Genomic DNA, 18,181 nt, shown 5'->3' on the forward strand with positions numbered 1-18,181 from the left:
GGCGCCTCTGGAGAATAGAAGAGGCGAGCTCGAACCGCGAATATTTACTTGTGATTTACAGTGTATTTAGGCGGGCGAATTTGCGCTGGTTATTTTCTAACAAATCAATGTGGACTTTCAGGAGCTAAATAGAAAATAGTCTCAAACATAATCTAACTATTCATACTTTAATAATGAAAAAATGTTTGATTGTTTAGTTTGAAAAAATGTGGAGCTGGGACCCAGATTTTCGCTGGACGGGCTTCGGGGACGCCACATGCACAAGCCAGAACCCGAGCTGGAGAACCCCCGATGAACGTCCGCAACCTTGTTCTTTTCACGATCCTGGGCATGGGCATGGGCGCTGGCTGTGATGATGTCGGCGCGGTGGATGCCGCGGACGCGGACCTCGGCGCTGTCCTCCCGCGGCCCGGGAGCGGGGCCTCGGGCGGCGTGTGGCTGAACACGAGCACCATCGGGACCACGGCGTTCTCGGAGCTCGACCTGTCGGGCCAGGTGCACGCCGGCGCGCAGTTCACCGGCGCCCAGCTGCTCCGGCCGGGCAACGTGTGGCTCGACATCACCAACGGGTCGGTGAAGGACGGGACGCTCGAGGCGAAGGTCGGGAGCAAGGTCTACAAGGGCGCCGACCTGATCGGGTCGCGCTGGCAGTTGACGCTGTTCAACGCGGACACCGACGGCGACGGCGACCACGACGCCGACGACGAGGCGGCGGTGCCGGTCGAGATCTGGATCACCGCGGTCCAGCAGATCTCGACGAAGGAGGCGCGCTACGTGTTCGAGACCTACGACGCCGACGACAACGTCGTGCCGGTCTGTAGCCCGGACGCGTCGGGCGCGACGACGATGGTGCCGATCAAGGACCTCGCGGTCGACGAGGTCACTGGCAAGATGACCAAGCGCAGCAACACGCTGTACCTGGCGTGTACCTCGGGCGCGATCGGCAAGGCGGTGACCTGGGGTTACCGGCCGTGGGAGCGCACGCTCGAGGAGTTCGAGGTCGCCACCCGCATGATCCGCGCCGACTACTGCTTCACCGGCCACTCGTTCACGCAGACCGGGACCAGCATGCAGGTGAAGGACCGCTACAACATCAACACCTTCCTCCACACGGGCGATCCGAACGAGGCGGTGTGGGGCCGCACCGGCGTCCGCTGCATCAATACGCCCCGCAGCTCGACCTACTCGGCGCCGCAGGTGCAGTGCAACGGCCAGACGCTGCCGGCCTGCCCGAGCGACGTCAGCCTGACGACCTACTCGGACGCGCTGTTCTGGACCAAGGTCGACGCCGGCTGAGCGAGCCCCGCGACCAGAGCAGCCCGCGCTTCCCCGAGGATGCGCGGGCTTCGTGCGTCCGGGCGCGAGCGCGGCGACGAGAGCAGCCCGCGCCTCCGAGAGGATGCGCGGGCTTCGTGCGTGCGGGCGCGAGCGCGGCAACAACAGCAGCCCGCGCTTCCACGAGGATGCGCGGGCTTCGTGCGTGCGTGCGGGCGCGAGCGTGGGGGCTCGCCGTGGAGCGGCCGCTCAGCCGCCGGCGAGCACGCGGGTGGCGACTTGCTTGAGCAGGTCGGAGTCGACCTGGTCCTTGTGCGTCTTCATCACCGCGCCGACCAGCTTACCGACCTGCTTGGGATCGGTGATGTTGTTGGCGGTCGCGGCCTCGCGGACGAGCGCCTCGGTGGCGGCCTCGTCGAGCCGGCTCGGCATGAACTGCTCGCAGAAGCCGAGCTCGAACTGGGCCTCGGAGAGCAGCTGCTGGCCGCGGTCGCCCAGCTTCTCGTACTCGCCGATCGTCTTCTTGAGCTGCTTGGCGTACGACTTGATGGTGTCGAGCCACAGCGCGTCGTTGTCCTCGGCGCCGGAGCCCGACTTGAGCTCGAGCAGGGCCTTGCTCTTGAGCATGCCGATGACGTTCTTGGTCGCCTCGTCGCGGGCGAGGCGGGCCTCGCGGAGCTTGGCTTCGATCTGGTCTTTGACGGACATGAGGCCGCGGAAGATAACAAACAATTGCCGCGGGGCGCCTCAGCCGCCGCGAAAGCGGGGCGAACGACGCTCGCGCGCGGCGGCCCGGCCCTCGCGGAAGTCCTCGCTGGTGTAAGCGACGCGGCGGGCCTGCTCGTGCGCGGCCAGCTCTTCGCCCGTCGGACCGCCGCGGTCGAGCGCGCGCAGCAGCTCGCGGTGGGCCCTCAGGCTGTGCGGCGCGCCCTGACGCAGCCGCGCGGCGAACTCCTCGCCGGCGCGGGCGAGCGCGTCGGCCGGGTGCAGCGAGGCGAGGGCGCCGGCCCGATGCGCCTCCTCGGCGCCGATCGGCTCGGCCGCGAGCAGCATCCGCCGCGCGAGCGCCGGGCCGAACACGCGCCGCAGCAGGACCACGCCGGCCGCGTGGTAGACGACGCCGAGGCGCGCGGCCGGGACGGTGAAGCGCACGCCGTGGGCAGCGAGGCGCAGGTCGCAGGCGGCGATCAGCTCGACGCCGGCGCCGAACACCTCGCCGTGCACGACGGCGATCAAGAGCGCGTCGCAGGTCTGGAGCGCGGCGGAGGCGGTGATCAGCGGGGCGTCGGGGGCGCTGGCGGCCGGGGCGTCGAGCTGTCCTTCGGGCAAGGCGTCGAGGTCGTAGCCGGCGCAGAAGCACGGGCCCGGGGTGGCGTCGAGCAGCACGACCTCGCCGCGCAGGGCCCGGGCGCGCGCCTCGAGGGTGGCGAGCATCGCCGGGGTGAGGGCGTTGCGCTTGCGCGGGTGGCTGATCGTCCAGCGCAGCAGGCCCGGCGCGAGCTCGGCCTCGAGGACGCGCGCCTCGTCACTCATGGGCGGGCTCCGGAGCGGCGGGTCGAAGGTTCATGGCGGAAAAGACATGTGCGTGAGGACATGTTCGATGGACCATGGCGGTTCATGCATGTCCGGAGAGGCATGTCCGAAGGGGCATGGCTGACAGGACACGCGAGAGCGACGGGTCGGAGCGACACCCGGGCGCGCATGGCCCGGAGGACATGCGTGCACGGTCGGCGCGGGCCTGGCCCGAGGGACAGCCATGCGCCGGCGCGGCTCACGGCGCCGGCGGGGTCGCGGGGGCGGGCGGGCTGGACGCGGCCGGGGCGTGGAGCGTGAGGCCCTTGCCGGGGGCGTCGCCGGACTTGGGCGGGAGCTCGGGCTTGACCGTGCCGGCCTCGACGTCGCGGCGGAGCTGCTCGAGCTGCTGCGCCTGCGGGCTGTCGGGGTTCTGCAGGATCTTCCGGCGCAGCGCGTGGGCCCGCGCGCGGTGCTGCTCGGGCGTGAAGTTCTTGGTGTCCGCTTCGATCAGCGCGATCTCTTCGGGCGTGAGCGGCGGCTCCTTGGCGATCGTCAGCTTCTCGGCCGGCGCAGGGGCGGCCTCGGGCGTCGGCGCCGGGCTCGGCGTGGGGGCCTTGGCGGCCTCGGCGGGGGCGCTCTTGGCGACCTCGGTGGGCGCAGGGGCCGTGGGACCGCAGGCGGCGAGGATGAGCGCGGCGATGAGCGGGCGTCGCATGGGGCGCAGCATACCAGGCCGCCGGGGCCCCGCAGCGGCCTGTGACGCAAGTCCGAGCGGGCCGGGGCGGCGGGGTCCGGGGCGGGCACGGGCGGGGACGCGGGCGGCGATCGGGCGGCAGGGCCGGACCGGGGCCGGGCCCGCGGCGGGATGCGACGGCGGCGCGAGGACGCGAGGCCAGCCGCCCGGCGGCGGCCTGGAGGTAAGATGTCCCAAGGGACAGGTGCGCACGGCCGCGGACGCTCGACGAAGAATCGCGGATGCGGTGAAATATCCTCAGGCGTGGCGGCGTTCGTCGCGCGGACAGCATGCGCATCGACCTGCGGAACCTCGGCAAGACCTACGACGGCGACCGCTGGGCGATCCGCGGCCTCGACCTCACGGTCCCCAGCGGATCGATCTGCGGCCTCATCGGCCCCAACGGCGCCGGCAAGTCGACCACCTTGCGCATGCTGGCCACGGTGATGCGGCCGACCGAGGGCGAGATCCGGTTCGACGGCCGGGCCCCGGAGATCGACGACGCCGACCTGCGGCGGGCGATCGGCTTCCTCGGCGACGGCAACCCGCTCTACAAGCACATGAGCCCGGCCGAGTACCTGCGCTTCTTCGGCGAGTGCTTCCGCATCCCCGACAAGGAGCTGGGCGCCGCGGTCGAGGACATGCTGGTGACCTTCGACCTGGTCGACAAGCGCGACGCGCCGGCCGGCTCGCTGTCGAAGGGCATGCGCCAGCGGCTGCTGATCGCCCGCTGCCTGCTGCACCGGCCGCGGCTCCTGATCCTCGACGAGCCGGCCGACGGCCTCGACCCGCGCGGGCGCAGCGACCTGCGGGCGATCCTGCAACGCACGCGCGAGCGCGGGACGACGGTGCTGATCTCGTCGCACATCCTGCGCGAGCTCGACGACCTTTGCGATCAACTGGCGATCCTGCAGCAGGGCAAGCTGGTGGTCGCGGGCGACGTCGGCGACATCATCGAGCGCTACGAGGTGCGCCGGTTCGTCTACGAGCTGCGCATCCTGCCGCCGACGCGCGAGGGCGGGCCCGGCAGCGAGCGCGCGCGCGAGCTGTTGATCGAGCACCGCGGCCTGGTCGAGGCCAGCGGGTTCGAGGACGGCTGCGAGACCCTCACCGCCCAGATCCCCGGCGGCGAGGACCGCATGGCCGACGCCCTGGCCGCGCTGGTGGCCGCGGGCGTCCGCGTCGTCACCTGCAGCCGCGTGCGCAGCCGCCTCGAAGACGTTTACAACCGCCTGTCCGAAGACCGCGTCAACTAGCCAGGAGCCCGCCATGTCTCGCCCCCTCTCGATCCGCTCCGCCGCCCGGCCGTTCGTCGCCCGGGCCCTCCGCGGCCCTCGCGGCCGCCGCCTGTTCGGGCTGTCCGTGCTGCTCGCCGCGCTGTCGGCGGTGCTCGGTACCTGGCTGACTCTCGGGACAGGTGAGTTCGAGCGCGAGCTGCGGGTCGCGCTCGAGCTCGAGCAGTCCCGCTACCGCCAGGAGGAGGCCGGCTTCATGCTGATCGCCGACTCGGCGGAGGAGGCGGCGCAGCTGCGGCGCGAGGTCGCCAAGCGGTTCGCCGGCGGCGAGACGGGCTACGACGAGGTCGCCTTCCGCGTCAACAACGCGCTCGACGCCGCCGAGACCCGGCTCGTGCGGGCGGCCCACGGCGACGCGCCGCGGACCCACCGCAAGCTGCAGCAGGAGGCCCGCCTGGCCTACGAGGCCTGGTCGAAGTACCCGCTCCTGACCACCGGCCTCCACGGCCTCCCGGACTACAACTGGTACGACGCCGACGAGGTGGCGATCCTGCAGGTGGTGGTCGATCGCGGGATGTCGCCGCGCATCGAGGAGTATGCCTCGCCGCTGCCGCCGTCCGACGCGCTGAAGCTGACGGGCGTGCTGGCCGGCGGGGCGCTGCTGCTGCTGCTGCTGCTGGCCGCGCCGGTGCTGGCGGGCACGCAGATGGCCCAGGAGACCCACGAGAACACGCTGCAGCCGCTGGCCGGCAGCGCGCTGCGGGCCCATGAGCTGGCGATCGGGCTGACCGCGGGGCCGCTGGCGGTGGTCGGCGTGCTGGCGGCGCCGCAGCTGCTGCTCATGCTCGCGGCGGCGGCGGCGGTCGGTCACCTCGGCGCGGCGCTGGCGTTCGTCGCGGTGGTGCTCGCGGGCGGGGCGTTCCTCGTCATGCTCGGGCAGCTCGCCGGGCTCGCGCTCGGCAAGGTCCGCTCGCCCGGGCTGGTCGGCGGCGGGCTGGCGGCGATCCTCGGCGTGCTCGGCGGGGTCGGGGTGGCGCTGGCGGCCGAGCTGTCTGAAAGGACAGCCGGTACGCTGGCCCTGCTGCCGCAGGCGGCGGCCAGCCACTCGCTGGCGCAGGCGTTCGGGCTCGGCGAGGCCTCGCGGGGCTTCGGCGCGTCGCTCGACACCACCGCGCCGGTGGTGATCGGCGCCGCGGGCATGCTGACGTTTGCGTTCCTCGGCCTGCGGGCCCTGGCGCGCCGGGTCGGCAACACCTCGCTGGTGTCGCTGCGCCGCGGCGAGGCGCTGGTCGGCGCGATCGTGGCGATGGTGCTGGTGACGACCGCCAACCCGCCGCACCCGTGGCGCGCGGAGGAGTTCTACCTGCTCAACCTCGGCCTGCTGACGATCCCGCTGGCGATCCTGCTGATGATGCGGGCCCCGACCGGCGACGTGCCGCCGGCGCTGCGGCGCACGCCGGTGGCGGCGCTGGTCGGCGAGTTCGTCGGCTGGGCGGGCCTCTACCTGCTGCTGGCCGGGATGCTGCTGACGGAGGGGTCGATGTGGCTGCTGTGGAACCCGGTCGCGCTGCTCTACGCCGGCTGGTTCCTCGGGGTCGCCGCGCTGCTGGCCCTGCGCGTGGCCGTCGCGCCGATGACGTTCGCGTCGCGGGCGTGGGCCGGGGTGTGCGCGGCGATGCTGGCGGTCGCGTTCGGCCACATGATCATGTGGGCCCGCCCCGGCGAGGAGCTGCTGTGGCGCGACGCCCACGTGTTCGGGTTCACCGCGCTCAGCCCGCTGCTCGGCCTGGTCCAGGCGCTGCTGACCGTCGCCGTGCCGTGGACGCTGCTGCGCGCGCTCCGGCGCCCGGCCTCGGTCGCGCCGGCGGCCGGCGAATAGGCGAAGCAGGCGAGTCATAATAATGGCCCGAAGGACATGTCCTTCGGGCCATTGTTTATTGTGGCGCCGCGATCGGCGGCGGCGGCTCAGCGGCCGGCGCCGTGGAAGGTGGTGCGCAGCGCGCCGACGCGGCCCTCGTCGTTGAGGTCGATCGGCGGGACGGTGTCGTAGGCCTCGTAGAAGGTGTGGGCGCGCAGGTCCTCGGGGATCTCGAGGGCGCGGCGGATCTTGCGGTTGTCGGGCACGAAGCCGCGGTGGAGCAGGCGCTCGATGGTGGCGCCGATGGTGCCCTGGAGGCCGCAGATCAGGATGCCGACGCGGTCGGGGCGGAAGCCGCCGCGGCCGAGGCCGAGGCTGTCCTCGAGGACAGACAGACGGTCGGCCAGAAAGAAGTCCTCGGCCCGGCCGACGTGGCCGCTCCAACTGGTCTCCTGCTGCGGCCGGCTGACCGTCGGCAAGTAGCGCAGGCCGTTGCGCCGGGCCAGCTCCTCGAGCTCGTCGCGGTAGCCGAGGTCCTTGCTGTAGCTGGCGCCGTGGATGATGGCCCAGTCGTCCAGCCGCACCGCCGGGTCCTGGTTGACCTTGCTGCGCACCATCGACAAAAACGGCGCCAGGCCGGTGCCGGCGGCCACGCAGACCTTGACGCGGGCGTCGTGGCCCATGGTGTCCTCGACCGTGAACTTGCCGACCGGGTGCGAACGCAGGAACATGCGGTCGCCGGCGCGGGCCTTCCACAGCAGGTGCGTCAGCGGGTTGTCCGACTCCGGCTTGTCGACGAAGCGGATGTAGAACTCGACGAGGTCGCGCCGCTCGGGCGCCGAGGCGATCGACATCGGGCGCCGGACGCCGCCGAGCTCGGGCTTCTCGGTGTTGTTGAGACCGATCGTGAGGTACTGCCCGGGCACGAACCACGAACCCTCACCGGGCAGCGCTTCGTCGGGACGGATCCGGAACACCGCGAGGGCGGGGGTGAGGTCCTCGCGCTCGGCGAGGGTGGCGTTGTACGCGAGCTCTTTGGCCATGGTGTGACTTTACCCGGGCAGTGTGCGGCGGAACAAGCGCCGGGCGTCGGCCGGGAATTCGGCGCCCCGGCCCGCCAGACGGGGAGTTCCGGATTATACGGCAAGGGGCGGGATCAGTCCGCCTTGAAGGCCCGCACCCAGACGTTGCCGTCCTCGCCGAGCACGTTCACTTGGCCGGACAGGACCAGGAAGTCGGGGCCCCAGGCGGCGTCCCGACCCTCGTCGTAGAGGTCGATGTCGTCGTTGTTGTAGATGTGCGTCCATTGCCGCGTGCCGTCGCCGGCGTAGAGGGCGCCGAAGACGTCGTTGAACTGCTTCGGGGCGACGTGGAAGCCGGAGGCGAAGATGCGCTCGTCCGGGCCGACGGCCACGCCGTTGCCGGTGCCGTACAAGAATTCGTGGTCGTAGATGTCGGTCCATTGCTCGGCCAGGTCGGGGCCGACGCGCCGCAGGCCGAAGTCGTAGCCGGTGACGCCCTCGGGCCGCCGGCGACCGATGAGGGCGATGTCGCCGGCGGCGCCGATGGCCTCGGCGTCGTACCAGGCGCCCCCGGGATGATCCTCGACCTCGGCGCTGACGATGGCGCCGCCGTCGTCGACGACCACGAGCAGGGGCCGGGTCTGGTAATCCTCATCCTGAACGAGCCCCGCGACGAGCACGCCGCCCTCCGTCTTGACGATGGCGTTGCCGCTCGCGTACGCGAAGTCCGCCTGCGTCCCCGCTTTCCAGTCGGCCTCGCCGGTGGCGAGGTCGTGGCGGCGCACGACCAACTGCGCCGACTTGTCGCTCAGGCTCTCGGCGCCGGTGGAGTAGAGCTTGCCGCCTTCGAGCAGGAGGCCGGAGATCGTACCGCCCAGCATGTCGGCGGGCGGCTCGATGAACGTCCAGCCCTCGTTGCCGTCGGGGTCGAACGAGCGCACCACCGGGGCGTTCACGTCCTTCATCACTTGTTCGGTGCCGGCGGCGTAGATGGTGCCGTCGTCGCCGAGCGCCACGGAGCTGAAGAAGTTCGGCAGCCCGTTGGCGTCGGGGTAGGTCTTCTTCCACAGCTCGGTGCCGTCGGGGTCGAGGGCGATGAGCAGCATGTCGCTGTCGTTCGGCGCGACGCCCTCGATGCCGGCGAGGATGATCTTGCCGGTGGGGTCGATGGCGATGGCGTTGATGGTGTCGAACTCGCCGGCCGCGCCGCTGTGGGTGTAGGTCCACAGCACGGCGGCGGTCTTCTGGCAGCTCTTGTCGCAGCCGTCGTCGGGCTCGTCGTTGCCGTCGTCGCAGACCTCGCTGTCGGCGACGACGCCGTCGCCGCAGACGGCGGGGGCAGGTTCGGTGGTCGAAGTCGTCGGCTCGCCGGTGGTCGGCGCGACGGTGGTCGGCTCGCCGGTGGTGGTGGTGATTTCCGGATCGGTCGTGCCCGAAGTGGTCGTCGAGGTCGGATCGCTGTCCGTGCCGGATTGACTGGTGGTTGTGCCGTCCGAGGGGCAGCCGATCAGGAGCCAGGGTCCAAGAGACAGGGCTGTGAGCCGCGCTGCGCGGCCCGGGAGATATGCGTTGGCCATGACTTCATGATCGCACGCCGCAGGGCCTCGGTCAGCAATCGCCGCGTTTGTCGCTTTCCGTCGCAGTTTGGCGGCACGTCGAAAAATAGTTGGTGGTGCACCGGCCAAATTCCGGTGCTCGCGTCCGCACGCCCGGGGGCGGTCCGCCACAAAGGTTTGACAGGTGTGCCGCGTTTGGAGGACGCTTCCCGCATGCGACGCGCCTCGCTGTTTGCGCTCTCGGGGATCTTTGTGGGCCTGCCCCTCCGCGCCGCCGCGGCAGAGCCGCCTCCGCTCCCCGCGGACGCGACGACGCCTCCTGCCAGCGAGACGCCGCCCGCCGATGCCCCGCCGGCGCTGCCGGCCGGCGATCCAGGCGCGGCGCCTCCGCCCGCGGGGACGGCCGGGGGCGAGGCGAGTGGGGCTGTCTCCGGGGACATGTCCGGAAGTATCAATACGAGCGAGGCGCCGGCGCCCGGGCCCGAGGCGGAGGTGCCGGCCCCGACGCCGCCGAAGTCGGTCAGCGACAAGCAGCCGGGCATGGTCCAGGGGCGCCGCGAACCGGCGGTCAACAGCCTACGCGGCGGCCTCGGCCTCTATCACACCACGCTGGCCGACGTCGGCGGCCGGCACACGGTCCGCGTCCGCCTGCACACCGATTTCTTCCGCAAGGAAGGCTTCATCTACGACAGCAGCGAGCACGGGCCCGACGAGCAGGGCCGGGTGCGCGGCACGGTCAACATCGGCTACAGCCCGTTCAAGTGGGGCGAGGTGTTCCTGGCGGTGCACAGCCAGGCGTCGCGCAACGCTCGCGCGCAGCCGGGCCGGCAGGACCAGGTCAATCAGTTCGCGCTCGGCGACCTCGATTTCGGCATCAAGGGCGCGCACCGGTTCGTCAAGGGCGGCGCGATCGGCCTCGGCGGTCAGATGGGCATCGGCCTGCTGTCGGGCACGAGCCGGCTGCTCACCGACAAGGTCAACTTCAACATCGATTTCCTGTTCACCCTCGATGTCCGCTACCTGACGCAGAAGCAGGTGCCGGTGCGGTTCTCGACCAACATCGGGTGGTTGCTCGACAACTCGAGCAAGCTGATCGATTTCGGCAAGTTCACCGACCCGACCAGCCGCGAGGTGTCGCGCTTCGCCCTCGGCGTGGCGCCGAGCCGCGTGCGCATGCGCTACGGCCTCGACTTCCCGGTCCGCCTCGGCAAAGAGGGCAAGTTCGGCCTCGACCCGATCGTCGAGCTCGCGTGGGACGTCGCCACCGCGGAGATGGCGGTGTTCAAGCAGGAGGGCGCGTCGCCGTCGCCGCTGCCGCGCTCGAGCCTGTGGGGCACCGTCGGCCTGCGCGCCAACGTGATCGCCGGGCTGCACCTCGACGCGGCGGTCGACATCGGCATGGTGTCGCCCAACTTCGAGTACGGGCCGCCGGTGGCGCCGTGGCAGGTGATCCTCGGCCTCGGCTGGTCGATCGACCCCAACCCGGTGGTCAAGGAGGTGCCGGCGGCGAGCACCAACGAGCCGCTGCCGCCGCCGGCGGTGGTCGAGGGCCGCGTGGTCGGCCAGGTGCTCGACAACACCGGGGCGCCGGTCGCGGGGGCCAAGGTGCGATTCCCGGGCGCGGCCAGCAACGCGATCCTGACCGACGACGGCGGCAACTTCACCAGCTACCGGTTCCCCGAGGGCCAGGTGGCGATCCAGGTCGAGCTGGCCAACAAGGCCACGAAGGACGCGACCGCCGACATCAAGGCCGGCGAGGACACGCAGATCACGATCACGATGGACGTCGCCAACACGCCGCCGGTCGGGATCCTCGACGGGGCGTTCACCGACGAGGCAGGCGCGCCGGTGCTGGTGACGCTGTCGGTCTCGGGCAACGGGGTCGACGAGCCGTTCACGAGCACCGAGGGCGGCCTCATCCGCCTCGAGCTGCCGGCGGGTGATTACTTCGCGATCGCCCGCGCGCCGGGCTTCGAGGAGAAGTCGCTGCGCTTCACCGTGCAGCCGGGCGAGCAGTTCACGGCGGTCAAGGAGCAGCTGCGCCGGGCGGTGCCGGTCGACACGCCGCTCGTCAGCGGCAAGGGCAAGAAGCTGCGGCTCAAGAAGGCGATCAAGTACACGTCGGCCAACGGGGTCGACGACAAGAGCGCGCCGCTGGTCGAGCAGCTGGCGGCGTTCCTCAACGCGCACCCCGAGTACGAGGAGATCGAGATCGGGGTCCACACCGACGACCGCGGCAACCCGAAGCAGCGCAGCAGCGAGCGCGCCGACGCGGTCCGCAGCGCGCTGCTGGCCAAGGGCGTGAGCCCCGATCGCGTGACCGCCAACGGCTTCGGCGACAACAGCCCGATCGCGGTGAACCTGACCGCCGCCGGGCGGGCCAAGAACAACCGCACGTCGATCAAGGTGACCCGCTACAAGGGCGGGGTAGCGGCGTCGACCCCGGCCCCGGCCCCGAAGGCGAAGAAGAAGGCCGAGGAGCCGGCCGCGCCGCCTCCGTGAGCGACACGCGCGCGGCTCGTGACCGACGAGCCGCGGGCGCGGCTCACGAGCAGGCGCAGGTGCACTCGGGCGGCGGATCGTCGCCGGCGCACAGCGGCCAGCCGGCCGGGGTGCCGCACAGGCCCTCGCTGGGGCCGGCCATGATCAGCTCGACGGCGCCGTCACAGCCGCGGCGGCCGAACACGCCGAGGCCGATCTGGTCGCACGAGGTCGGGACCGGGCACTTGGGCTCGCCAGGCACGAACACGCAGGTGCGGAACAGTTGGGTGACGTCGCAGGTGCCGGGGTAGACGGGGACGACGTCCATCCAGCGGCACTCGCCGCCGCCGTGGGCGACGCCGTCGCAGGCGGGGGCGGAGGTCAGGGCGGCGCAGAAGGCTTCCCCTTCGGACATGTCTCGAGGGACCTGTCCGGAAGTGCCGGTCGGGTCGTCGCCGGTCGTGTCGGTGGCGCCGCCCGTGCCGGTGGTGCCGCCGGTGGTGCCGTCGCACTCGGGTGGGTCGCCGAACTCGGTCGGCGAGGTGTCGGAGACGACGACGAGCCCGCCCGTGTTGGCGCCGGTGGGCTCCTTGCAGGCGCACAGGGCGAGGCCGAGGACGAGCGCGGCGCGGGTCATCGCTCCGAAGGTGTAGACAAGCCCGCGCCCGCGCGGCAAGCGACGAGGCGAGCGCTTGCGCACGCGCAGACGCCGGGGCCGCGCGCCGAACACGATGCAAAGCGACGACGAACGCGAGCGACGGGGGCGGCCGCGGCGACACGGCGAGGGGAGCGGGCCGCGGGGCGACAGGCTTCACGGCGGGCAGCCCTGGGCGATCCGCTGGCCGACGCGTCGCGCGGGTCGGGAGGCAGCGGCTTGCGCAGCCCGCTGCCGCCGGGGTCATATGGCGTTCAGCTTGCTCCACTGCTGGCTGCCCGCGAGGTCGGCCGGGCGCGACCCGCAGCACCGGGACAGCTCGAGCGTCCGTGGGCGCCTCGGAGAGGATGAGTCACGAGGCCCCGGAGGGGGTGACAGCCGGCGACGCGGTCAGCATCGCGACATGTCTCTAAGGACATGTCTGGGGCGGGGCCGGCTGGGCGAGGCCGAGGCGGCGCAGGCCGGCGCACACGAGCACGAGCACGAGCACGGCGGCCTCGACGAGGGCGAGGTCGCGTGGGTCGCGGATCAGGCCGAGGGCGACGATGAGGGTGGTGGCGCCGGCCGGGGCGTGCTCGGCGTCGAGCAGGACGGTGAGGCCGCCGGTGGCGGCGAGGGCGAAGGTGACGGCGCCGAGGTGGGCGAGATCGAGGCGCGTGAGCACGGCCGGGACGTCGGTGACGCCGAACAGGTGCAGCGCCGCGGCGCCGCTGAGGACGGCGACGCCGTGCGCGACGAGCACGCGGCGCGGATGGTTGGCGGGCGCGGTGGGGGCGACGAAGGCGAGGAAGGCGGTCGGGCCGAGCGAGGGGAACACCCACGGCAAGGCTGTCCAAAAGGCCATGCCCGAACAGACAGCGATGGCGAGGCCGGCGCCGAGGCTCACGCGCGCGGCGCGGGCGAGGCGCGAGGAGAGCGAGGCGAGCACGAGGGCGAGCATGGCCCGCGGCCGCCGACAGGGGAAGCGGGGCGGGCCGGGTCCGGCGGGGTCGCCTGCGGCGGGCTCGCCAGCGGGCGATGCGGCGTGGGCGTCAAGGACAGGCCGCTTCGTCGGTCTCGTCGACGCAGTCGACGTGGCCGTCGCAGACCCAGTTCGCCGGGACCTCGAGGCCGTCGTCGCACGCGAAGTAGCAGAGGGCCGTGGCCTCGTCGGACGCGTCATCGCAGTCGGGCGTGCCGTCGCAGCGGTCGAACGCGGGGATCTGCTGGCCGTCTTCGCACACGAACACGCAGGTCGCCTCGGCCTCGTCGGACATGTCCTTGCAGTCAGGTTGGCCGTCGCACACGTACTGGGCCGAGATCGTGCCGCCGCCGCTGCACGCGAACGCGGGGCCGCCGTTGCACTGGATCGTGAGGGCGCCGACGCTGGCCTTGGCGGCCTTGTCACAGGCGGCGACGGCGTCGGCGTACTGGCCGTTGCAGGTGAAGTAGGCGTCCTCCTGGGCGCAGCCGAGCGGCTCGAGGCAGCCCTGATAGCCGACGGCTGCGTCGGCGAGGCAGGCGACGTAGGGCGCGTGCAGTGGGTCGGCCTCGAGGTCGCAGACGCACGAGGTGTTGGCGGTGGCGACGAGGTCGGCGACGCAGCCGCCGACGTCAGGGTAGGCGCCCGCCTCGACCTCGCACGGACAGCGCAGGTCGGCGGCCGCCTGGGTGGCGATGGCCTGCTTCTCGCACGCGGGGATCGTCACCGGGGTGGTGGTGGCGGCGGTGGTGGTCGCGTCGGACGCGTCGGTGTCGGTGGTGGTCGCTTCGGTGGCCGAGGCCGTGGCGCCCGTGCTCGCCTGTTCGTTGGGACAGGCGCACAGCAGGAGCGCGCCCGCGAGCCGCGTTCGAGGCTTCATGCCTCGAAAGTTAGCGCCGGCGCGTGGGGGTCGAGCCGGACCTGACGGCGGACGTGGCGGGCGACACCGGCGCGCTGTGCTGCCGGTCGTGGCGGGCGAAGCGTCGGCCGCGAGTGGTCGCCGGATCGGTCTCCGCCGGTCGCGCCGGGCGCGAGGGCGCGCTTATGTCCCGAGAGACAGGTTCCGGTGCTGCGCGCGAGGTCAAGCGCCTGTCCCGATGGACATGTGACGGAGCGCGCGCCGGCGCTGTGAGCGAGGTTGAGCGCCTGTCCCGAGGGACAGGTGAGGTGGGCTCAGGGCGTGGCCGCGGTCGTGCAGGTCAGGGTGCGGTCGCGCAGGTCGACGGTGGAGACCACCGTGGCCTGGCCGCGGACCACGTCGACCACCACGCCGTCGTACTGGTTGGTGCACTGGGGCTGGCTGCGCTTGCTGATGACGCGGTAGCCGCCGTCGATGGTGCGCACGCTGTCGTCGCCGCACAGCGGCTGGACGCCGAGCAGGGCGGCGAGCAGGCGGGCCTCGCCGGGGGTGTCGATGGCGCCGAGCAGCGTGAGCAACTGCGACCGGGTGGCGACCGGGCGCACGTTGGCGCCGGACTGCAGCACGAGGTAGCGGGCCACCTGCGGGTCGGAGCCGGGGAACAGCGAGGTGCTGGCGACGGTGCTGGCGAGCAGGCGGGCGCAGGCGGGCACGTCGGCGACGGTCTGACAGGCGAGGCCGACGCTGGCGAGGGTCTGCGACTGCTGGAAGCGGACGCCGGTGTCGGTCTGCTTCAGCACGGTCTCGCGCAGCAGGGCGTGCTCGAAGCGCACGTTGGTGTGGGTCGGCTCGAGGCCGGCGAGGAGCTGCTCGTGGCTGCAGATCGGGGCGCTGTAGGCGGGGCTGCCGGGCGGGAGCGCGGGATCGTCCGAGACGGGCGCGGGGTCGCTCGTGGCCGGCGCGCGGGGCGGAGAGCGGTCGCACGCGAACGCGGACCCGGCGGCGACGGCGACGGTGAGGACGGCGCGGAGACGAACGGCTGGCACGGGGCCGAGGATACTACGCGGGCCGAACAGTGCGGAAGAAGCGGCCCGATCGGGCTTCACCCGCACGGACCTCCGCCCGCACGAGGTCGGGTCGACGCAGCGAAGATGGCCGCGGCACCGCTCAAAACGCCGCTCGGAGGCCGATCGCGCGGTTCGCCTCGCGCGGCCGTCCGCGGCGTCGATGGGCTCGCGGACGACCATGCGGAGGTCAGGCCGGGAGGCGTGCCTGGCGAAAAGACCACGTCAGGCCGGCGATCGAGGCGGGGCGCGAGGGCTGGCCCTTGGGTCAGGGTCGGTCGGCGTTACCGCGCCTGCGGGCAGGTCGAGTTGACGCGCTCGCGTGGGTCGCGCGCGCGGGCTCGTCGCTCGCGGCGCTCAGGGGCGCGGCGGGGCCGGCAAGATCCACGGGCGAGGGCCCAGGCCGTCGACCTCGCGCGCGAGGTCGACGTCGGGGTCGACGAGGCGCGCGGCGGGGCGGCCGTTGTAGGTGACGAACACGTCGGCGCGGACCTCGGCGCCGGGGTTCTCGGCCGCGATGTGGTGCGCGTACTCGAGGACCATGTCGGGCTGGAAGGCCATCTGCTTGGCCTGCTGGGCGGTCAGGGTCGGCTCCGGATCGACGAGGCGCTGGCGGCCGCTGACGGGGTCGCGCACGCGGTAGACGACGCTGCCGACCTTCTCGACCAGCATGACCTGCCAGGCGAAGCGATAGCCCTCCTCGGTCCAGGCGGTGTCGCCGGGGTAGGCGAAGCGGCGCAGCGGCAGGGTGAGCTGCACGGCGAAGTGGAGCGCGAGCAGGCCGAGCAGCAGCGGCCGGGCCGGGAACGAGCTGGCGGATAGGACAGGTGCCATGGGGCATGTCCTCGGGGACAGGCGACACCACAGCCGCCGCGGCCAGTCGGGCGGGAAGAACACCAGGGCGGCGGCGGCCATGAGCCACGGGAACATGCCGATCGCGGGGAACAGGGCGCCGGTGAGGCCGTGGAACACGAGCACGCCGGCGTAGGCGAACGGGCGCGTGCGCGGGTGCAGCAGCAGGAACGGGACCGAGAGGTCGAAGGCGGCGCCGCCCCAGCTCATGAGGTGGGCGGCCTCGGGCCGGCGCAAGAGCCCGCCGATCAGCGGGAAGTCGGCGCGCGCGGCCAGCCACAGCCGCAGCGGCTGGGCGTGCAGCAGCCAGTCGGGGCGCAGCTTGGCCAGCCCGGCGAAGAAGTAGACCAGCCCGACCTGCAGCCGCAGCGCCCACAACGCCCAGGCCGGGGCGACGGCGACGCGACGGCCGAGCGGGAGCACGATCATCAGCAGGGCGACGACGCTGACGAAGTAGTAGTGGTTGAGGTAGGTCGCCTTGTCGAGCAGTTCGACGTAGGTGAAGAGGACGAAGAACAGGGCGATCGCGGGCCGGTAGCACACGCCCGCGGCGACGAGCAGCGACAGCGCGCCGAGGGCGACGAACACGGCGATCATGCCGGCCTCGGGCAGCGGTGCGAGCCAGCCGAAGCCCCAGTAGTGGAAGTGGAAGGTCGGGTCGACGTACAGCTGGTGGATCCACCCGCGCGCGGCGAAGCGGACCGTGCCGGCGAACATCAGCAGGCCAAAGGCGATCCGGAACGCGTGGAGGCCGGCGGCGTCGACCGGGGCGAGCAGGGCGCGCAGGAGGCGGCTGAGGGCGCCATGGCCATCATCTGCCCGAATCGACATGTCTATTGGGACACGTTCTACCGGCGCGTCCTGCTCGTCATCTGTCCGAAGCGACATGTCGCAGGGGACATGTTCATCGTGCGGCCGGCCGACCGCGGGCGGGCTGCGGTCCGGGGGGGCGCGGTCGGGCATTTCGCTCGGGTCAGTCGCCGTCGTTGTCGCTGAGGGCGAGGGTGACGCCGAGGGTGCTGGCGACGTCGAGCTTGAGCAGGCGACGGAACGTGTCGAGCTCGTCGCGGGCCAGCTGGACGGCGGTGCGGTCGGCGACGAGCGCCTCCGTCAGGGGCTCGGGGACGGCGACGAGGACCTCGACGGTGCGGGCGTACTGGGCCCGCACGCGCTCGTCGAGGGCCGGATCGAGGGCGGCGACGAGGACCGAGATGCCGGCCGCGGGCGCGTCCAGATCGGCGCCGTGGTAGACGGCCCACACGCCGGCGAGGTTGGCCTGCAGGTCGGCGCGGGTGCGGCCGGAGAAGCGCGACTCCATCAGGCTCGGGTCCTCGGCGGCGCCGGAGAGGTTGCCGAGCGGGTTGTCGAGCTTGCCCTTGACCATGGTGAGGCAGGCGTCGATCGACTTGTTGATGACCTCGTCGACGCCGGCCTTGAGCGAGGGGTAGGCGGCGCTGCCGGTGCCGGCGGTGGCGAGGGCATCGGCGTACTCGCTGGCCCAGGCGGTGGCGAGGGCGTCGGTGCGGGCCTCGATGTCGACGGCGAGGGCCCGGGCGTAGCCGCAGCGGCGCGCGCCGTCCTCGCTCTGGAAGGCGGTCAGGGCGGCGCCCGGGTCCTCGCCCCACAGCAGGTACTCGAGCGCGGGCATGCCCTTGGCGCTGACGCCGAGGCCGCCGAGGTAGCCGGCGTCGGCGGCCGCGGGGGCGCCGGCGACCGCGGTCTCGACGGTGTCGACGCGCACGGGCCAGAAGTCGAGGGCGTTGAGCTCGGGCGGCAGCGGGCCGAAGCCGAACGGGAGCACGCGCGACCAGGCGTCGCGCTCCTCCGACCAGGCGGCCTGGGCGGCCGCGAGGGTGGTGGCGTCGGGGCCGGCGCACAGCGGCTCAAGGGCGGCGACCAGCGCCCCGGCCCGCTCGTGCAGGGTCGCGAAGGCGGGGGCCGCGACGTCGTGGCCGATGTGGGCCAGCACGGCCGGGCGAGCGTCGTCGCCGCTGCCGCCGCCGCAGGCGAGGCCGGCGAGCATGCCGGCACCTGCTCCGAAGAGCATGGCCGAGAGGACAGGGCGAGAGAGACCGGCGCGGATCATCGGGACCTCGAGGGACGGGGGAGCGTGCC

Annotated in this window: 15 protein-coding genes; 4 read left to right on the plus strand and 11 right to left on the minus strand. The window is 72.4% G+C overall.

What is annotated here, in order from left to right:
• Positions 1–291: 291 nt before the first annotated feature.
• The gene (locus tag POL25_RS18705) at positions 292–1,296 is read left to right on the plus strand and encodes an ADYC domain-containing protein (protein WP_272087451.1); all 1,005 of its coding nucleotides are present in this window, start codon (positions 292–294) and stop codon (positions 1,294–1,296) included.
• A 228-nt stretch (positions 1,297–1,524) separates the two neighbouring features.
• Here the strand turns inward: POL25_RS18705 and POL25_RS18710 are convergent, their stop codons facing one another.
• The 3 genes from POL25_RS18710 to POL25_RS18720 form a co-directional block, all read right to left on the minus strand.
• Positions 1,525–1,983, minus strand: coding sequence for a GatB/YqeY domain-containing protein (locus POL25_RS18710; RefSeq protein WP_272087452.1), 459 nt, complete (start codon positions 1,981–1,983; stop codon positions 1,525–1,527).
• A 39-nt stretch (positions 1,984–2,022) separates the two neighbouring features.
• Positions 2,023–2,808, minus strand: coding sequence for an enoyl-CoA hydratase/isomerase family protein (locus tag POL25_RS18715; RefSeq protein ID WP_272087453.1), 786 nt, complete (start codon positions 2,806–2,808; stop codon positions 2,023–2,025).
• A 238-nt stretch (positions 2,809–3,046) separates the two neighbouring features.
• Positions 3,047–3,505, minus strand: coding sequence for a hypothetical protein (locus tag POL25_RS18720; RefSeq protein WP_272087454.1), 459 nt, complete (start codon positions 3,503–3,505; stop codon positions 3,047–3,049).
• Positions 3,506–3,813: 308 nt separating this feature from the next.
• Here POL25_RS18720 and POL25_RS18725 point away from each other — a divergent pair, with 308 nt between their 5' ends.
• A complete protein-coding gene (locus tag POL25_RS18725; RefSeq protein WP_272087455.1) occupies positions 3,814–4,779 on the plus strand; it encodes an ABC transporter ATP-binding protein in 966 nt (321 codons plus the stop codon).
• A 13-nt stretch (positions 4,780–4,792) separates the two neighbouring features.
• The gene (locus POL25_RS18730) at positions 4,793–6,637 is read left to right on the plus strand and encodes a hypothetical protein (protein WP_272087456.1); all 1,845 of its coding nucleotides are present in this window, start codon (positions 4,793–4,795) and stop codon (positions 6,635–6,637) included.
• Positions 6,638–6,723: 86 nt separating this feature from the next.
• Here the strand turns inward: POL25_RS18730 and POL25_RS18735 are convergent, their stop codons facing one another.
• Together POL25_RS18735 and POL25_RS18740 are read right to left on the minus strand one after the other, a co-directional pair.
• Positions 6,724–7,659, minus strand: a complete 936-nt coding sequence (locus POL25_RS18735) for a ferredoxin reductase domain-containing protein (protein WP_272087457.1) — start codon at positions 7,657–7,659, stop codon at positions 6,724–6,726.
• A 113-nt stretch (positions 7,660–7,772) separates the two neighbouring features.
• Positions 7,773–9,215 (minus strand): DUF4215 domain-containing protein, encoded by a 1,443-nt coding sequence (locus POL25_RS18740; protein WP_272087458.1) that lies wholly within the window; start codon positions 9,213–9,215, stop codon positions 7,773–7,775.
• Positions 9,216–9,632: 417 nt separating this feature from the next.
• Between POL25_RS18740 and POL25_RS18745 the strand changes: the two genes are divergently transcribed.
• Positions 9,633–11,696: an OmpA family protein gene (locus POL25_RS18745; RefSeq protein ID WP_272087459.1), complete on the plus strand. Its 2,064-nt coding sequence runs from the start codon at positions 9,633–9,635 to the stop codon at positions 11,694–11,696.
• A 43-nt stretch (positions 11,697–11,739) separates the two neighbouring features.
• Here POL25_RS18745 and POL25_RS18750 read toward each other — a convergent pair whose 3' ends face one another.
• The 6 genes from POL25_RS18750 to POL25_RS18775 form a co-directional block, all read right to left on the minus strand.
• Complete coding sequence (locus tag POL25_RS18750; RefSeq protein ID WP_272087460.1) at positions 11,740–12,312, minus strand: hypothetical protein; 573 nt, start codon at positions 12,310–12,312, stop codon at positions 11,740–11,742.
• Between the two features lie 427 nt (positions 12,313–12,739).
• The gene (locus POL25_RS18755; RefSeq protein WP_444547407.1) at positions 12,740–13,270 is read right to left on the minus strand and encodes an HPP family protein; all 531 of its coding nucleotides are present in this window, start codon (positions 13,268–13,270) and stop codon (positions 12,740–12,742) included.
• Positions 13,271–13,361: 91 nt separating this feature from the next.
• Positions 13,362–14,171: a hypothetical protein gene (locus POL25_RS18760; RefSeq protein ID WP_272087462.1), complete on the minus strand. Its 810-nt coding sequence runs from the start codon at positions 14,169–14,171 to the stop codon at positions 13,362–13,364.
• 293 nt (positions 14,172–14,464) lie between these two features.
• Entirely contained in the window at positions 14,465–15,196 is a 732-nt protein-coding gene (locus POL25_RS18765; RefSeq protein ID WP_272087463.1) for a hypothetical protein, read from the minus strand.
• Positions 15,197–15,571: 375 nt separating this feature from the next.
• Positions 15,572–16,897 carry an HTTM domain-containing protein gene (locus tag POL25_RS18770; protein ID WP_272087464.1) on the minus strand — a complete coding sequence of 442 codons (1,326 nt, stop codon included), beginning with the start codon at positions 16,895–16,897 and terminating at the stop codon, positions 15,572–15,574.
• A gap of 142 nt (positions 16,898–17,039) precedes the next feature.
• Complete coding sequence (locus POL25_RS18775) at positions 17,040–18,113, minus strand: imelysin family protein (RefSeq protein WP_272087465.1); 1,074 nt, start codon at positions 18,111–18,113, stop codon at positions 17,040–17,042.
• Between the last annotated feature and the right edge of the window lie 68 nt (positions 18,114–18,181).

The organism is Nannocystis bainbridge, assembly GCF_028368995.1.
Taxonomy (GTDB): domain Bacteria; phylum Myxococcota_A; class Polyangia; order Nannocystales; family Nannocystaceae; genus Nannocystis; species Nannocystis bainbridge.

What these genes read in the sequence shown, in the direction of transcription:
- POL25_RS18705 (WP_272087451.1), top strand. Translation starts at nt 292, where the DNA reads ATGAACGTCCGCAACCTTGTTCTTTTCACGATCCTGGGCATGGGCATG.
- POL25_RS18710 (WP_272087452.1), bottom strand. Translation starts at nt 1,983, where the DNA reads ATGTCCGTCAAAGACCAGATCGAAGCCAAGCTCCGCGAGGCCCGCCTC.
- POL25_RS18715 (WP_272087453.1), bottom strand. Translation starts at nt 2,808, where the DNA reads ATGAGTGACGAGGCGCGCGTCCTCGAGGCCGAGCTCGCGCCGGGCCTG.
- POL25_RS18720 (WP_272087454.1), bottom strand. Translation starts at nt 3,505, where the DNA reads ATGCGACGCCCGCTCATCGCCGCGCTCATCCTCGCCGCCTGCGGTCCC.
- POL25_RS18725 (WP_272087455.1), top strand. Translation starts at nt 3,814, where the DNA reads ATGCGCATCGACCTGCGGAACCTCGGCAAGACCTACGACGGCGACCGC.
- POL25_RS18730 (WP_272087456.1), top strand. Translation starts at nt 4,793, where the DNA reads ATGTCTCGCCCCCTCTCGATCCGCTCCGCCGCCCGGCCGTTCGTCGCC.
- POL25_RS18735 (WP_272087457.1), bottom strand. Translation starts at nt 7,659, where the DNA reads ATGGCCAAAGAGCTCGCGTACAACGCCACCCTCGCCGAGCGCGAGGAC.
- POL25_RS18740 (WP_272087458.1), bottom strand. Translation starts at nt 9,215, where the DNA reads ATGGCCAACGCATATCTCCCGGGCCGCGCAGCGCGGCTCACAGCCCTG.
- POL25_RS18745 (WP_272087459.1), top strand. Translation starts at nt 9,633, where the DNA reads ATGTCCGGAAGTATCAATACGAGCGAGGCGCCGGCGCCCGGGCCCGAG.
- POL25_RS18750 (WP_272087460.1), bottom strand. Translation starts at nt 12,312, where the DNA reads ATGACCCGCGCCGCGCTCGTCCTCGGCCTCGCCCTGTGCGCCTGCAAG.
- POL25_RS18755 (WP_444547407.1), bottom strand. Translation starts at nt 13,270, where the DNA reads ATGCTCGCCCTCGTGCTCGCCTCGCTCTCCTCGCGCCTCGCCCGCGCC.
- POL25_RS18760 (WP_272087462.1), bottom strand. Translation starts at nt 14,171, where the DNA reads ATGAAGCCTCGAACGCGGCTCGCGGGCGCGCTCCTGCTGTGCGCCTGT.
- POL25_RS18770 (WP_272087464.1), bottom strand. Translation starts at nt 16,897, where the DNA reads ATGTCGATTCGGGCAGATGATGGCCATGGCGCCCTCAGCCGCCTCCTG.
- POL25_RS18775 (WP_272087465.1), bottom strand. Translation starts at nt 18,113, where the DNA reads ATGCTCTTCGGAGCAGGTGCCGGCATGCTCGCCGGCCTCGCCTGCGGC.